A 15,589-nucleotide genomic window follows, 5' to 3' on the forward strand; every position below is an offset into this window, starting at 1 on the left:
GTATTTAGTTAAAACGGCGGCGGGCACAACAGCTCGCCGCTTGCTTTTTGGCCTTACCAGCGGCACCCACACCGCTTAACCGAGACCCCGCCATGAGTGACATTCACGCCCACAAGATTCTGATTCTCGACTTCGGCTCGCAGTACACCCAACTGATCGCCCGCCGCGTTCGCGAGATCGGTGTTTACTCCGAAGTCCGCGCGTTTGATATCACCGAAGAAGAGATCCGCGAGTACAACCCCAACGGCATTATCATGGCCGGTGGCCCGGAATCCGTGACGGAACTGGACTCCCCGCGTGCGCCGCAGTGCGTGTTTGAAATGGGCCTGCCGGTGTTTGGTATCTGCTACGGCATGCAAACTATGGCCGAGCAGCTGGGCGGTAAGGTAGAAGGCTCTAATCAGCGCGAATTCGGCTACGCGCAGATCCAGATCGACGAAAACAACGCGCTGTTCAAAGACATCAAAGACCACGTAGACGCTAAAAGCGGCAAAGCCCTGCTGGACGTATGGATGAGCCACGGTGACAAGGTCGCCCAAGCGCCCGACGCGTTCACCGTGACCGCCTCCACGCCGAGCTGCCCGATTGCCGCCATGGCCTGGGAAGAGAAGCAGTTTTACGGCGTACAGTTCCACCCGGAAGTGACCCACACCCTGCAGGGCCAGCGGATTCTCGAGCACTTCGTGCTGGATATTTGTAAAGCCGAAAAGCTCTGGACGCCCGCACAAATCATCGAAGACCAGGTACAGCGCGTGCGCGAGCAAGTGGGCGACCGCCACGTACTGCTCGGCCTCTCCGGCGGTGTGGATTCCTCTGTGGTTGCTGCGCTGCTGCACAAAGCGATTGGCACCCAGCTCACCTGCGTGTTCGTCGACAATGGCCTGCTGCGTAAAGCGGAAGGCGACCAGGTCATGGAAACCTTCGCCAAGCACATGGGCGTGAAGGTGATCCGCGTAGACGCCGAAGACCTGTTCCTCGGCAAGCTGAAGGGCGAAAAAGACCCGGAAGCCAAGCGCAAAATCATCGGCAACACCTTTATCGACGTATTCGATGACGAAGCCAGCAAGATCGACGGCGTCGAGTTCCTGGCCCAGGGCACCATCTACCCGGACGTGATCGAATCCGCTGCCTCTAAAACCGGCAAAGCGCACGTGATCAAATCCCACCACAACGTAGGTGGCCTGCCGGAAACCATGAAGCTCAAGCTGGTCGAGCCGCTGCGCGAACTGTTTAAAGACGAAGTGCGCAAACTCGGCCTGGAACTCGGCCTGCCCTACGATATGGTCTACCGCCACCCGTTCCCCGGCCCCGGCCTGGGCGTGCGTATTCTGGGCGAAGTGAAGAAAGAGTACGCCGACATCCTCCGCGATGCCGACGCTATCTTCATCGAAGAGCTACGCGCCTCTGGCTGGTACGAAAAAACCAGCCAAGCCTTTGCCGTGTTCCTGCCGGTGAAATCAGTAGGTGTCGTTGGCGACGGCCGCCGCTACGAATGGGTTATCGCGTTACGCGCGGTAGAAACCATCGACTTCATGACCGCCCGCTGGGCGCACCTGCCCTATGAGTTGCTGGAGAAGGTTTCTAACCGGATTATCAATGAGTTGGAAGGTGTTTCGCGGGTGACTTATGATGTTAGTAGTAAGCCGCCTGCTACTATTGAGTGGGAGTGATTTTCGCGAAGTGATTTAGCCTAAAGGTAAGTAAAGCCATCCAGCGTCCGGGTGGCTTTTTCTTTGCACAGCTGTTTAGGCTGCCGAGAAGCTAGTACGAGTGCGGCAACGTAAAACTAGCAAAGATTTCCGGCTCTACGACTATTTTGTAAGGCCTGTTCGGTATGTGTTGAGTGTAGGTAATGTAGCAGCATGGTGTATGTTGAGTTAATATAAGTATTTGAATTTTATTGTTTTTATTCTGGGGTTTTAGTTATGAATATGTTGATACATGACCAACTGAAAGGCCACGTTTGGGAAATCGCCAATCGACTGCGTGGCCCTTATCGTCCACCGCAATACCGTTTAGTCATGCTGCCCATGGTGGTGCTACGTCGACTGGATTGTGTTCTTGAACCAACCAAGGACAAGGTGCTTGCCGAGCACGAGAAACTGCTTGCCCGCAATACGCCTGAAAACGCCATGGAGAAGCTGCTGGGTAAAGCCGCTGACCCTAAGCGATCACATCCGCTATATAACACCAGTCCCTACACCTTCGAAAAGCTGTTGGGTGACCCCGAAAATATTGCCCCCAACCTGGTTGCTTACATCAACGGATTTTCACCTACCGCGCGTGCCATTTTCGAGCGTTTTAAATTTACAGATCAAATTGAAAAGCTCGATGCCAGCAACCGCTTATTCACTATTGTAAAAGCAATGGCCGAGGTGGATTTGCACCCTAAGCGTATCGACAACCTGCAAATGGGCTATTTGTTTGAGCATCTGGTGATGCGCTTTAACGAACAGGCCAATGAGGAGGCTGGGGATCACTTTACTCCGCGTGAAGTCATCCGTCTGATGGCTAACCTCGTTTATACTGGCGAACAAGACGTTTACAAGCCTGGTATTTTTCGCACCATTTATGATCCGACCTGTGGCACGGGCGGCATGTTGTCGGAATCGGAAAAATTTATTCTGGATCAAAACGACCAAGCGAATCTGGCCCTATACGGTCAGGAGTATAACGACGAATCCTGGGCTATCTGCTGCTCGGACATGCTGATCAAAGACGAGGACACCAGCAGCATCGTGCTGGGTGATACTCTGGGTGATGGCAAAACCCGCGACGGTTTTCAGGGCCATAGCTTTCACTACATGCTCGCTAATCCACCCTTTGGCGTGGAATGGAAAGATCAGAAAACCGTTGTCGAGAAGGAGCAAAAGGAAATGGGTTTTGCCGGCCGCTTTGGGGCTGGGCTACCCGCCATCAACGATGGCTCGCTGCTGTTCTTGCAGCATATGATCGAAAAGATGCACCCCTATGCCGAAGGCAGCGAAGACGCCACCGGCTCTAAGATTGCTATCGTCTTCAACGGCTCGCCGCTGTTCTCCGGTGATGCAGGCTCTGGCCCGTCTAATATTCGCCGTTGGATTATCGAAAATGATTGGCTGGATGCCATCGTTGCGCTCCCTGATCAGTTGTTCTACAACACCGGTATTTTCACTTACGTCTGGCTGGTCACCAACCGTAAAGCACCCGAGCGACGCGGCAAGGTGCAGTTAATTGATGGCACGCGTTTTTCCCAGCGTATGGGGAAGAGCCTTAACAATAAGCGCAATGAAATCACCGAAGAGCAGATCCGCGAACTGACCCGCCTTTACGGCAACTATCAGGATGGTGAACAGACAGAAGTGGCCACCGATCATAAAACGGGCAAGCGCGAAATCCGTGTGGTATCGCGTGTTTTCGAAAACCGCGAATTTGGGTTCCTTAAAGTGACGGTAGAGCGCCCACTGCGCATGAACTTTGAGGCCACAGCGGGACGCATTGCTCAGTTGGACGAACAGACGGCCTTTACTAACCTTGCTGCTTCCAAAAAGCGCAAGAACGAAGCAGCGGCTGAACGAGAGATTGAAGAAGGGCGAGCACTACAAGCGGCGATTAAAAACATGTTGTCGTCCTTGGCAGCCAAAGGCCAATACAGTGACCGCGCCATCTTCGATGCTGACCTGACGGATGCCAGCAAAAAAAGTGGGCTAAAAATTTTAGGAACGATCAAAAAAGCCATCTTTAATGCTTTGGGTAAGCGTGACCCTAACGCTGACATTTGCCGTGACAGCAAGGGCCGCCCAGAGCCGGATAGCGAACTACGTGACACGGAAAACATTCCGTTACCCCAAGGCACACAACTGCCTCTACCCATGCAAATGGGGCCGGATAAGCCCAACGATGAGTTGGTGGAGGCTTTCCGCACCCACATTGAAGCCTATATGGCGAGCGAAGTACTACCGCACGTGCCGGATGCCTGGGTGGACTACAGCAAAACCAAGGTCGGGTATGAGATTCCCATCAACCGGCATTTCTACACTTATAAGCCACCACGTCCACTGGAGGAGATCGAGTCGGAGATCAACGAGTTGGAAGGTGAGATTGCCGGGCTATTGAAGGGGGTGGTGGGATGAGCTATTTCGCCAGAAGCGATGAACTGCCCGCTTGGGTTGGGGCCTTACCAGGTGGCTGGAAAAGCGATTGGCTCAAGTGGAGTGTTCGACTATCAACTGAGAGGCCCACGGATGAGGAGCAGGTGCATCTGCCATATATATCGAACGAAGACATCGCTTCGTGGACAGGAGAGCTGTTGAACGATCAACCACTGCCTGCGGAGTCGGATGGGCGGAAGTTTCAGGTTGATGATGTGTTGCTGAACAAACTTCGACCGTATCTTGCCAAGGTTTATCACGCCGGTTTTAACGGTGTGAGCTCTGGTGAACTACTTTGCCTCCGGCCCTCGGATATCGTTCTTCCCCGTTTTCTTTTCTATGTCCTCGTTTCCAAAGGATTCATCGACAGCATTGATGCGGAAACCTTTGGGTCAAAAATGCCTCGGGCTGATTGGGAAATTGTAGGTCACCAACCACTCCCTTTGCCTTCCTTCGAAACCCAACAACGCATAGCACAATTTCTGGATAAAAAAACCGCCCAGATTGGCGGTTTGATCGAAAAGAAGCGCACTTTACTAAATCAGCTGGCTGAAAAACGCCAAGCCCTGATCACTCGTGCCGTTACCAAGGGACTAAACCCCGACGTTCCAATGATGCCCTCCGGCATTGATTGGCTGGGGGATATTCCGGCACATTGGGAGGTGAAACGACTAAAATTTGTTACCTCGGCTCCTCTTTCTTATGGAGCGAATGCTACGGCTGAGTTTGATGAACCTGCATGGCCACGTTTTGTCAGGATTACTGATGTTGATAAGTTGGGACGATTACGCGACGAAACTTACCGTTCGTTGCCTCCTGAAGTTGCGAAAGGGTATTTGCTACAACCTAATGACATCCTTTTAGCGCGGAGTGGTGCAACCGTTGGGAAGAGTTTTATCTACAAGGAATCGTGGGGTGTCGCCTGTTATGCTGGCTACTTGATTCGCGCTCGAATTAGCAAGAAGTATGATGCTAGGTTCTTCTACTGGTTTCTTAACTCTAAGCACTATTGGGAATGGGTGCAGTCAACTTTTATACAAAGTACGATTCAAAACATCAGTGCTGACAGGTATGGGAACCTTCAAATACCTCTCCCCGTAAATAAAATCGAACAAGAGCGAATCGTAAATTTTATCGAAAATACTTGCGCGGAGCTTGATGGCCATTTTGAGAAAGTGATGTTCTCTGTCGAACGTCTTGAAGAATACCGCTCAGCACTAATTACTGAGGCTGTAACCGGTAAAATTGGAGGTTTGCAATGACATTGGCAGCCTCCACCTATCTTGAACATCTAAAAGCGTATATTAACAGCGAGTATGTAGTGCATGATGGCGCGGAGGGGAAGATTATTTTAACTGAAAAATATTTTCGGCCCGAGGATACCAAACCACAAGTGCGAAATATTGAGTTATTGCTGCCCGGTGAGGGCATCGCATTCAAGCTAGATAAAGATGACTTTGAAACTGATAAAAAAAAGAAAAAGAAAGGAGAGCCTGAAAAACCAAGCAAGCCACCTCTTTTTCACTTTCTCGATGATACGGCCAAACAGTGGTCAAAACGCTGCGATTTCGTCATTTTTTATGTGAAGGGCCAAAAATTCTGCGCCGACTGCATTGAGTTTAAGTCCAAAAGTCTGACCGCTGAAAAAATCGTACCACAGCTTAGGGCAGGCATGTGCTGGGTTCAAAGTCTCAAACGAACTATAGAGATTTATACTGGAGACAAGCGCAAAATTCATCTGCGTAAATTTGTCTTTGCAGAGAATGATCAGCCTGATGCCTATCTAGAAGCCAACCGACAGCTTAGAGCTGATCCTTCCATTCGCTATTACCATTTTGATGAGGTTCATGGCCAAGCATTGGCTGATTTACAGAATACCTCTGTGCAGGAGATTTAACCATGGCTAGCCATACAGAACTCGACTTTGAGGTCGCTATAGAAGCGGGACTGATCGGCGAGAGTGGCTATGCTAAGCGCGAAGCCTCTGCTTATGATGAGACGTTGGCTTTATTCCCTAATGACGTTATCGGTTTTCTACAAGACAGCCAGCCCAGCAAATGGGCTCAGCTAGAAGCGCTGCTGGGCGATAAAACCGGCGCTACAGTGCTCGGTAGTCTGGCTCAAGAGCTGGAGATTAAAGGCACGTTGCACGTGCTGCGCTACGGCTTTAAGTGCTACGGAAAAACCTTTCGTCTGGCACACTTTCTCCCCAACTCGACTATGAACCCAGAGGCGGCAGCTGCCTACCGTCAAAATCGCCTGACCATTACTCGGCAGGTAGCGTTTACTTCGGTGATGAAGAAGGCAGATAGTAAGAATCGCCGATGCATTATCGATGTGACCCTGAGCCTGAACGGCTTACCGGTAGCCACAATAGAACTAAAAAATCCGCTGACCGGCCAGCGCGCGGCGGATGCGGTGACTCAATACCAAAACGATCGAGATGAGCGCGATCTGCTATTCGCCTTCAAAAAGCGTGCGCTGGTGCATTTTGCCGTAGACCCTGATGAAGTGTGGATGACTACTCGGCTCAAGGGTAAAGAAACCACTTTTCTACCCTTTAATCGCGGTCATAACCTGGGGGCGGGCAATCCACCGGTAGAGGATAACTGGAAGACACATTATTTATGGGATGAGGTGCTGCAAGGCGATAGTCTGATGGATATTTTGCAGCGTTTTATGCACTTAGAGGTAAAAGAGCGGCAGGTTAAAACCGATAAGGGCATGCGCACCATCCGTAAGGAAACTATTATCTTCCCGCGATACCACCAGTTGGATGTGGTGCGCAAGCTGGTAGGCCATGCACAGGTGAATGGATCGGGACGGAACTATCTGATTCAGCATTCGGCGGGCTCCGGCAAGTCGAATTCGATTGCTTGGCTGGCGCATCGGTTGGCCAGTCTGCACGACGGTAACGACGAAAAAGTATTTCATTCCGTCGTGGTAGTCACTGATAGGCGTGTACTCGACCAACAGCTACAAAACACGATCTATCAGTTTGAGCATAAAACGGGGGTGGTAGAGAAAATCGATGAGAATACCCAGCAGCTCGCCGCGGCGCTGTCTAACGGTACACCGATTATTATCACCACCTTGCAGAAATTCCCGTTCATTTCCCAAGCGCTAGCGACGCTGGAGAGCAAAGGAAGTGGTATCAAGATCAATACGGCAGGTAAGCGCTTTGCCGTGATTGTCGATGAGGCGCATTCCTCCCAGAGCGGAGAAACCGCCACCGCACTGCGCGGCATGCTCAATAAGGATGGCATCGAATCTGCCATTGCGGCGCAAATGTCGGAAGAAGAGGATGATGCGCTGTCTGACGATGCCAAGGCGGCTATTCTGCGCGATTCACTACGCCGGGCACGGCAACCCAATCTAAGTTTTTTTGCCTTTACCGCTACCCCCAAGTTCAAGACAAAAGTTTTGTTCGATGAGCCAGGCCCCTCAGGTACTTCTCCATTTCATGAGTACTCCATGCGCCAGGCCATCGAAGAAGGCTTCATCATGGATGTGTTGCAGAACTACACGACTTACAAGCGCTTCTTCGGCCTGATCAAGCAGGTGGAAAACGACCCAGAAGTGCCGCGCAAGAAAGCGGCTAAGGCCTTGGGCCGCTATCTGGAGCTGCACCCCGTCAACATCGATCAAGTAGTCTCGGTCATTGTCGAACACTTCCGTATGTATGTGATGAGCGAAATGGCTGGGCGGGCTAAGGCGATGGTGGTCACTGGTTCGCGCTTGGCAGCCGTAAAATACAAGCTGGCGTTTGATCGTTATATTAAAGACCATGGCTACAGTGGCATTCGCTCGCTGGTGGCTTTCTCAGGCAGCGTGGAAGATCCCGACGACCCCGGCGCATCCTACACCGAAGTAGCGATGAATGAAGGCTTGGCCGAGAGCGAATTGCCGGAGACCTTCGAGCGCGACGATTACCGTGTGCTGTTAGTGGCCGAAAAATACCAGACGGGTTTTGACCAGCCTTTGCTTCAAACTATGTATGTGGTCAAACGCCTAGCTGGGGTCCAGGCAGTACAAACACTCTCGCGGCTTAACCGCATGGCTCCGGGTAAGGCACGTACTTTTGTGTTGGATTTTGCCAATGAAGAAGACGATATCTATCAAGCCTTCAAACCCTACTATGAAGCTACCACTATTGGCGAAAATGCTGACGCTCACCAGCTATCCGAACTGCAGCATAAGTTATTAGCTTGGGCGATATTTGCGCCAGACGATATCAATGCGTTTGCCGAGATCTGGTACAAAAGCAAACGTGATCATTCGGCAGCAGACCATCGGGTAATGAATGCGGTGCTGGACGCGGTAATTGAGCGTTTTGGCGAAAAAGATGAGGCCGAGCAAGAAGAATTTCGCGGACAATTGACCGCCTTCCGTAATCTTTATGCGTTTTTGTCCCAGATTATACCGTATCAGGATAGTGAGCTAGAAAAGCTTTACGCCTTCGTGCGTAATTTAATGGCGAAATTGCCTCCCCCAAGCGATGGCCAGGCTTTTACACTGGATAACGAGATTGCTTTGCGTTATTTCCGTTTACAACAGATGACCGAAGGTTCTATTGATCTTGGTCAAGGCGAAGCTTACCCCTTGAAAGGGCCAACCGATGTGGGCACTAGCGGAGTTCGAGAAGAGCCTGTGACGCTCTCTTCGTTAGTAGTAAAGCTTAATGAGCGTTTTGGCACCGACTTCACAGAAGCCGATCAGCTGTTCTTCGACCAGATCACCGCCAGTGCGGAGAACAATGAAAATATTGTCGAAGCAGCTAAAGCTAATAACCTACCAAATTTTTCGGCTTATCTTGAGCGCATGTTGGATGAATTATTCATTGACCGCATGGAAAACAATGAAGAGATCTTCTCTCGCGTGATGAGTGACAAAGAGTTCAGAGGCGCTGCCCATCAACATCTAGCCTTAGAAATATTCAAGAAAATACGACAATAATCACGCGTACGCTAAATAAAAGGTAGGTTTATTAGCATGCATAAAGTTCAACCCCGCCCAACCTCTATTCGCATCTTTCTGGCTGATGGCACGCCAGAAGGCTTGCGTATAGTCGAGAAATCCAACTGGACGGGCAGGGCGGTGGTGGCTAACCGCTCCCAGCTTGAGCGTGCGCTGGCAAGAAGCGAAATGGCGCAGCCGGGCGTGTATGTGCTCACCGGTCAAACAGAAGATGGTGCGGCCAAGTTGTACGTAGGCGAAGCAGATGCTCTAGGGGAACGTATTAAGCAGCATGTGTCAGGTAAGGAGTTTTGGACGCGGATGGTAGCCTTCACTAGCACCAACGAAGGCTTGAACAAAGCTAACGTGCGTTACCTGGAAGCAAGTTTACTGGCTTTGGCGAAGACCGCTAACCAGTGGGCGCTAGATAACGGCACCTTTCCTGCGCCGCCCCCGCTTTCTGAAGCCGACCGAGCCGATGCCGAGTGGTTTTTAGCTGAAATGCTGGTGATTTTTCCGCTGCTAGGCATTGATGCGTTTGAATCTGCCAGCAATCAGGCCTCTACCACGCAAACAGAAAAGGCTGAGCCGCCGTTAACGCTTTATCTAAATGAGCGTGGAGCTGAAGGCACTGGTAGAGAAGTAGCCGATGGCTTTGTGGTGTTAAAAGGCTCCTATGCTCGCGCTGAAGAGACGGTTTCTATTCACGATTACATGCGCGAGCAGCGTCAACTTCTGCAAGAGCGGGGCGTATTGGCGCCGCTAGATGGAAAGCTGGTCTTCACCCAAGATTTTCGTTTTTCGTCGCCATCAACCGCGGCGGGTGTGTTGGTCGGTGGCGCTTCAAACGGGCGGATTGCCTGGAAAGATGCGAGCGGTAAAACACTGAAGGCTATTCAAGAAGTGAGATTGGAAAAACTGAAAAAATGATTATAGGCGTTACGATATTTTCGTCTGTCACGAAAATCACAGAATTGCCTCGTGTTGGCCGAGTGGTTCTCTAAGCTCAGAGTAAGTTTATATGTCTGAAATTCATCACTACTTGCAAGAGTTCGATGACGCTTTCGATCAAGTGCGACATTATCAAGCCTACCCGCGTATGCGTCCTTTCATCGGGCGCCTTTATGGCCAGTATGGCCCAAAAATCCTATTGGTCGCTGAAAGCCATTACCTGCCAGCGGGAAGATCGCTTCACCTTGATGCACAACGCTGGTATGCGGGCTCTGAGAAGGATTTTGGAACTGACGACATGCCAGGTTGGATACACACGCGCAACATCATCGATAAACCAGACGGTAAGTGGAGTGCGAGGGGCCACGAGATCTACCGGCGTATGAACCGCGCGCTAAATGAAGCGGGTTATTCGGGAGGCGGCAACCTGTTCAGATACGTCGCGTTCATGAATGGGTTTCAACGGCCAGCCGTTAGCGGAAAAAGCCTCAACGTCCAACGGGAAGATATTGAGGTTGCTTCACAAACACTCAATGGTGTGGTCGATATCATTGAGCCGGATTGCTTGATTTTCGTTTCCTCGAAAGCGAAAAGACACTTGGCAAAGCACCTTGAAGTTGAGTCAAGAGGGGTGCCCCATCCAGCTTGCGCTTGGTGGTATAGGGCTTCGAAACATGAGACGGGCAAGGAGCGCTTTATTCATTATCTTTCAGAAAACCGAAGCCATTAGTCTTTTTTGTGGGCAGTAACCGGTTGGCTTCATGATTTTGAGTTGCTGGCCCACTGCTGCGGCATTTTCCGACAATTGCCTAACAGCCTCTGCTTGAGTCGCTCTAATAATATTTGCTCGGTTCCTTTATTGAGCTACAGGTCTCAGCGCGGTGATAGTAGTGTCGATGATTGCACCACCACGCTAATCCAGCGGATTGGCTGGAGTGGGATGGCTGATTTCGTGCCATAGGGCACTTTGAGCTCTTATTATCGAAGAGGGCTATTTTCGACAGCTATCCATTGCTAATGCAAGCGGCTCTCGCGGGGCACGATATCGCCTTGGGTTGGCGGCGCACAACACAACGCTTAATTGAAAATGGCGAACTGATCTGCCCGGTGGCTGAGAGCTTGCCCGAGCACAATGCCATCGCCCTCTACACGCACTAAGGCGCGCCCTAACGTCCAGGCAGCGAAGCGTTATTGGGCTAGCGTCGACTCAAGGATTCAGCTGTAGCGCTGTTCAATCTGGGGATGATGTCGACGGCGGACTATATGCGCGAGCAGCGACAGCTTCTAAAGTGCTCAGTGTGCTAGTCCCGATGCACTGTGAAGGTGAAATTATCGGTTGCTGCCAAATTCTCTATCAAATTCAGAGCCTTAAATATTTCTGAATTAGTTGTCGCCAACTTGGCATTGCTACTGTGTTTAAGGCTACATACCTAACTCTGGTCCATCGTAGTTCCGTTGTTTGCGGTGGCTTTTGTTAATAGCTTTCTGGCGTTCCTTGTCCGGCATGCTGTGGTAGTACTCACGTAGCTTTTTCTTTAATTCAAGCACGTAGGGTTCGTTCTCAATGGCGACCACATAAACATATTGGGGGAGATGGCCGGTTGAGCCGCTACCGAGGATGCTTAGTGCGTCCTCGAACGTATCGAATGTCTCGCCTATTTCAGACTGCGCATCACATAATCCAAAACTAAAAAAACTAGCCCAGTCCCAGCCACTGGTCCGAACATCGAGTGGAAGGTTGCATGCTTCAGGTGATTTTTGCATATCAAGTATGTGTTGTTGCAGAAGCTCCGCTGAACTTACGGTTGGTACGGGGCAAAATGGTGTGGTCGGAGACTCGTGATAGAACAGGTAGTAGCCAGCGCGTGGAAGTTTGGAAAGCTTTGGGAGCTGGCCCTTGGTACTACCCACATTAGCAATACCTTGTTTCGCTCTCTTGGCCTGCAATAGCACTGCTTTTCGACACCTCAAGCCACCCACGTTTAATGCAATGATCACACCGATATCGGCGCCAGTGCGGGTTTCTTCGGTTGTGTTAGCTAGCTGAAGAGTTCCTAGGTAAGAATAGGAAGATGGGTAACCGTAATCCTGAATTCGTTTGGCTGCCCATCCAGTAAGCCAGTTTTCAACATTGGCACTGAAGCGGCCATTTAGTATGTCCTCATGTGCTTTGGTATCAGCAAGAAGCTCAGCCATCTGCTGCTCACACTGCAACATAGCCCAGTAGATAGTCCAGAGCACATCGACGTTGAAGTTCAGAGGCGATGCAGCCTGTAAAGGAAGCAATTGCCACTGGTCTGCAGGGTGGGAGCAGGAAGCTATTTTCTCGGCGGAAGCGCTACACATACTAGTCATGGCAAGCTTGGCTGATGCCCTAACAATTTCGCTGAAGCCACCTGTGACGAGTAAGCCATTATGGCTACGATATACTGCATTAAGTATACCTTCTGCTTCTTGCTGCCAACCTACGTATGTATCCTTTGAGGGGCGTGCTTGGAAGACGAGCTTTGGGAGTAGTCTCGTAGCATCTGCGATGTAGCCCTTTTGTACTAACGCAGCAATGTTCTCGAAATACTCGGCAAAATCACCAGCTAGCCAACCTTCGCCGCCTGCGGCTGCCATCGGTGAAGCTGCAGCCTTTTGAAAATCAGTAAGAGCTTTATATTGGGAGCGATAGGACTTAAGTGCCGCACTCTGTTCGGACCGCTTGCTGCGTTCTACTTCTACCTTATGATTATGCGAATGAATGGCAGCAGCTCGCAGTGTTTGGGTCGAAGGAGCGTCGAACTTGCACGCTGCTTGGGCATGCTCCTTTTGAGCGTGTTTCCATTCGCGCCAATTGCGGAAAGTGCTCACTGGTGTGAATAAATAACCTAATCCACTCTTGCGTTTGGCGTTAAGGAAGCGCTTTCTGCATATTTCCATTTGAGAATAAGTAGGCTTGAGAGTGTCTTCGCGCTCTTGAGCCTCTTTACGTAAGGCCAAGCTATCAATTTCGCGGATTACTTGCTCAGTCGCCCGTATTTTTTGCTCAAGGTTCTGGGTGGCGCTACCAAGAAATGATGTGAGTCTATGGCTGGTGGCTTTAAGCATTTTGCGTTCTGGGGCGTCCATGGATGGTGTGCTCTGCTTATTGTTCAAAAAGTTAACTTGCGTGATTGCTAATAAGTATTAGTTGACAAAAGTGCTTTCAACATTAAAGCCAAGTGCCACCCAAATAGAGTTCATAAATCACCTCTGATATAACATGCTAAATTTATTCGGTACCATCCTGGCAGTTTGTACGCACATAGTTAAGAAGTTCAGTAACTGCTTGAGATGTCCTTAAATCGGTATGCATCAACCCCCACATATAAGTGCTTAATTCAGGGATAATGGGGCTTATTCTTTTAATTCCAGCTCCTTTTTTCTCAAGATAAGTTGGTAAAACTGCAGCATAATCATAATTGGATACCATGAAGAAATCCATAAGTATAGAGTTGCTTTTTAATAGTCTATTGTTTAATAAATTGTTTTTGTCAAACCATTCACTGAGCAGTGGATATTGCATTTCTGCATTAGGTGCAATCCAAGGGATGTCTTTCTCTAACCAATCCGTATGCTTACTTTCTTGTGAAACATATACAGCTTGATTAATTGAAAATATCTTTTTACCGATGAGTGTCTCATTAGGGCTAACCACCGGGCGAAAAGCTATATCAGCGTCTCGAGCCTCAAGGCTCATAAGTTCATTGCTTACAATAATGCTTATATTTAGCTCTTTATACTTACAATTAAAATCATGAATAATGTTTCCTAGTAAGCCATATAATAATGTATCTGTGGTGGTTACGGTTAAACTCCCAGAAAAACTTTCATTAGCGGAGTAGAGTTTGCGCTGGGCATAAAGAACTTGTTTCTCTATTTCTTTCGCGCTTCTAACTAACTCTAGACCAGCTAAGGTAGGTACATATGAGTTGTTTTCTCGATGAAATAGCTTTACACCACATTTTTTCTCAATCTCCGCTAAACGTCTATATATTGTTGGATAGCTAAAGCTCAGCTTAAGAGCTGATTTTTTCAATACCTTTTCTTCAGCGATTGCCAGTATAACCTTGAAGTCATCCCATTTAAGATTTTCAATCATGATAACCTCATTTTCATTAATGATAATTTACATATTAGACATGATGAGCTAATGTTTCAATAAATTCATCAAAAGAAACTAATGCAAATATGAGTGAAGTCAATAGAGTTGCTCCTGTTATATCTAAAAAACAGCAATTTAACGCTGTGTTTGTTGCCGCTTTATGCGTTATAACTGCTGGTAGTTATGCGACGTTATCAGGTCTGTTAACTTCACAGTTAATTAAAGAATTAGGGTGGACAACACTTAATACAACATTTGGCATCACCATAAATATGATTCTTTATGGTGCAACAGCACCATTTGCGATTCATCTCATGGAAAAATATGGGATCAAAAAAATTGTCATACTCAGCCTTAGTACCCTTTGTATAGGTGCATTGTTTTGCACGATAAATTCGAAAATTATTTTCAATCTTGCATGGGGTATTTTAGTTGGACTTGGGTGTGGCTCTCTTACGATGTCATTTGGTGCGCTATTTGCTCGTTCGTGGTTTAAGAAAACTGGGCTTCCGACTGGAATCTTGACGGCTTCGTCTGTTACTGGGCAATTTGTTTTACTACCTCTATGGGCTAAATTAGCAAATGAATTTAGCTGGCGAGCACCTTTGATTGGCTGCATTGCTCTTACATTAGTTACATTATTAATCATATATTTAGTTTTTAATGAAAAAATGTCTGCGATTAAAACAGTCACAGAGTACAACATTAAGCCAGATAGCACTTTTGCAGATGTATTTATTGATTTGAAAAAATTCATGAAAAATAAGAAGTTTTGGGTGATAGCGCTAGCATTTGGAATGTGTGGTGCCACTACAAATGGTCTTATGTGGAGTAGTTTTACTCCTGCAGCATCTTTAGAAGGAATATCAGTAGCCGACTCTTCTTATTTGCTATTGATAATAGGTCTGTTAAATATTCCAGGTACTATTGGAGCAGGATGGCTTTCAGATAAAATAAATAAACAGAAACTACTATCAGTTATTTTTATTTTACGAGGCGCTAGTTTGATTTGTCTGCCCTTTATATTATCACAACCAGTAGGTTGGGAACTGATAGTCTTTGCCGTCGTGTTTGGCGTATTTGATGTTGCAACTGTTCCTCCTGTCATTAATTTATGCAACCAAATATTTGGAGATCGAGGGCCTTTTGCTTTTAGCTGGATAAATGTGGCTCATCAAATAGGGGCTGGTCTGGTTGCTTTTTTAGGGGGGGTGATTGCATTTATGACTGGATCGTATTTTACACTGTGGTTTATTGCAGGAGGTATTTTTTTCACAGCCGCTATTATAGTTCTTACTCCTTATCATAGCGAAAAGGCAATATAGCCTTTGGAGGTAAAATGGAAAATGTAATATTCACTAGACCTGAAGCATGTCATGCTCAAGAGGTTAAGACACTTGTCGACGAAAATGAACAGTTAGAT

The 15,589-nt window shown here is 48.5% G+C and carries 11 protein-coding genes; 9 read left to right on the forward strand and 2 right to left on the reverse strand.

The window, feature by feature from the left end:
* The first annotated feature begins 92 nt into the window (after positions 1 to 92).
* The 8 genes from guaA to Q3Y66_RS03815 all read left to right on the forward strand — a co-directional run bounded on the left by guaA (position 93) and on the right by Q3Y66_RS03815 (position 11,195).
* Positions 93 to 1,670, forward strand: coding sequence for a glutamine-hydrolyzing GMP synthase (gene guaA, locus Q3Y66_RS03780; RefSeq protein WP_008959018.1), 1,578 nt, complete (start codon positions 93 to 95; stop codon positions 1,668 to 1,670).
* A 255-nt stretch (positions 1,671 to 1,925) separates the two neighbouring features.
* Complete coding sequence (locus tag Q3Y66_RS03785) at positions 1,926 to 4,112, forward strand: class I SAM-dependent DNA methyltransferase (RefSeq protein WP_008959017.1); 2,187 nt, start codon at positions 1,926 to 1,928, stop codon at positions 4,110 to 4,112.
* Complete coding sequence (locus tag Q3Y66_RS03790; RefSeq protein ID WP_008959016.1) at positions 4,109 to 5,392, forward strand: restriction endonuclease subunit S; 1,284 nt, start codon at positions 4,109 to 4,111, stop codon at positions 5,390 to 5,392. Before Q3Y66_RS03785 ends, Q3Y66_RS03790 begins: the two co-directional genes overlap by 4 nt.
* Positions 5,389 to 6,027, forward strand: coding sequence for a hypothetical protein (locus Q3Y66_RS03795; protein ID WP_303319525.1), 639 nt, complete (start codon positions 5,389 to 5,391; stop codon positions 6,025 to 6,027). Before Q3Y66_RS03790 ends, Q3Y66_RS03795 begins: the two co-directional genes overlap by 4 nt.
* 2 nt (positions 6,028 to 6,029) lie before the next feature.
* On the forward strand, positions 6,030 to 9,086 hold the full coding sequence (locus Q3Y66_RS03800; RefSeq protein WP_008959013.1) for a type I restriction endonuclease subunit R: 3,057 nt from the start codon (positions 6,030 to 6,032) through the stop codon (positions 9,084 to 9,086).
* A gap of 36 nt (positions 9,087 to 9,122) precedes the next feature.
* Positions 9,123 to 10,016: a GIY-YIG nuclease family protein gene (locus Q3Y66_RS03805; protein WP_008959012.1), complete on the forward strand. Its 894-nt coding sequence runs from the start codon at positions 9,123 to 9,125 to the stop codon at positions 10,014 to 10,016.
* A 91-nt stretch (positions 10,017 to 10,107) separates the two neighbouring features.
* The gene (locus tag Q3Y66_RS03810) at positions 10,108 to 10,767 is read left to right on the forward strand and encodes a hypothetical protein (RefSeq protein ID WP_008959011.1); all 660 of its coding nucleotides are present in this window, start codon (positions 10,108 to 10,110) and stop codon (positions 10,765 to 10,767) included.
* Positions 10,768 to 11,054: 287 nt separating this feature from the next.
* Positions 11,055 to 11,195, forward strand: coding sequence for a LysR family transcriptional regulator (locus Q3Y66_RS03815; protein ID WP_008959010.1), 141 nt, complete (start codon positions 11,055 to 11,057; stop codon positions 11,193 to 11,195).
* Positions 11,196 to 11,459: 264 nt separating this feature from the next.
* Here the strand turns inward: Q3Y66_RS03815 and Q3Y66_RS03820 are convergent, their stop codons facing one another.
* On the reverse strand, positions 11,460 to 13,151 hold the full coding sequence (locus tag Q3Y66_RS03820) for a hypothetical protein (protein WP_008959009.1): 1,692 nt from the start codon (positions 13,149 to 13,151) through the stop codon (positions 11,460 to 11,462).
* Positions 13,152 to 13,293: 142 nt separating this feature from the next.
* Complete coding sequence (locus tag Q3Y66_RS03825) at positions 13,294 to 14,163, reverse strand: LysR family transcriptional regulator (protein WP_008959008.1); 870 nt, start codon at positions 14,161 to 14,163, stop codon at positions 13,294 to 13,296.
* An 89-nt stretch (positions 14,164 to 14,252) separates the two neighbouring features.
* On the opposite strand from Q3Y66_RS03825, the gene Q3Y66_RS03830 reads away from it, so the two are divergent.
* Positions 14,253 to 15,491, forward strand: coding sequence for an MFS transporter (locus Q3Y66_RS03830; RefSeq protein WP_008959007.1), 1,239 nt, complete (start codon positions 14,253 to 14,255; stop codon positions 15,489 to 15,491).
* Positions 15,492 to 15,589 lie beyond the last annotated feature (98 nt).

This window comes from Halomonas sp. HAL1 (genome assembly GCF_030544485.1).
Lineage (GTDB): Bacteria > Pseudomonadota > Gammaproteobacteria > Pseudomonadales > Halomonadaceae > Vreelandella > Vreelandella arctica.

Bases quoted from the DNA above. Each gene is read 5' to 3' on its own strand.
- Q3Y66_RS03810 (WP_008959011.1), top strand. From the start codon at position 10,108: ATGTCTGAAATTCATCACTACTTGCAAGAGTTCGATGACGCTTTCGAT.
- Q3Y66_RS03830 (WP_008959007.1), top strand. From the start codon at position 14,253: ATGAGTGAAGTCAATAGAGTTGCTCCTGTTATATCTAAAAAACAGCAA.
- Q3Y66_RS03790 (WP_008959016.1), top strand. From the start codon at position 4,109: ATGAGCTATTTCGCCAGAAGCGATGAACTGCCCGCTTGGGTTGGGGCC.
- Q3Y66_RS03795 (WP_303319525.1), top strand. From the start codon at position 5,389: ATGACATTGGCAGCCTCCACCTATCTTGAACATCTAAAAGCGTATATT.
- Q3Y66_RS03800 (WP_008959013.1), top strand. From the start codon at position 6,030: ATGGCTAGCCATACAGAACTCGACTTTGAGGTCGCTATAGAAGCGGGA.
- Q3Y66_RS03815 (WP_008959010.1), top strand. From the start codon at position 11,055: ATGCAAGCGGCTCTCGCGGGGCACGATATCGCCTTGGGTTGGCGGCGC.
- Q3Y66_RS03785 (WP_008959017.1), top strand. From the start codon at position 1,926: ATGAATATGTTGATACATGACCAACTGAAAGGCCACGTTTGGGAAATC.
- Q3Y66_RS03820 (WP_008959009.1), bottom strand. From the start codon at position 13,151: ATGGACGCCCCAGAACGCAAAATGCTTAAAGCCACCAGCCATAGACTC.
- Q3Y66_RS03825 (WP_008959008.1), bottom strand. From the start codon at position 14,163: ATGATTGAAAATCTTAAATGGGATGACTTCAAGGTTATACTGGCAATC.
- Q3Y66_RS03805 (WP_008959012.1), top strand. From the start codon at position 9,123: ATGCATAAAGTTCAACCCCGCCCAACCTCTATTCGCATCTTTCTGGCT.
- guaA (WP_008959018.1), top strand. From the start codon at position 93: ATGAGTGACATTCACGCCCACAAGATTCTGATTCTCGACTTCGGCTCG.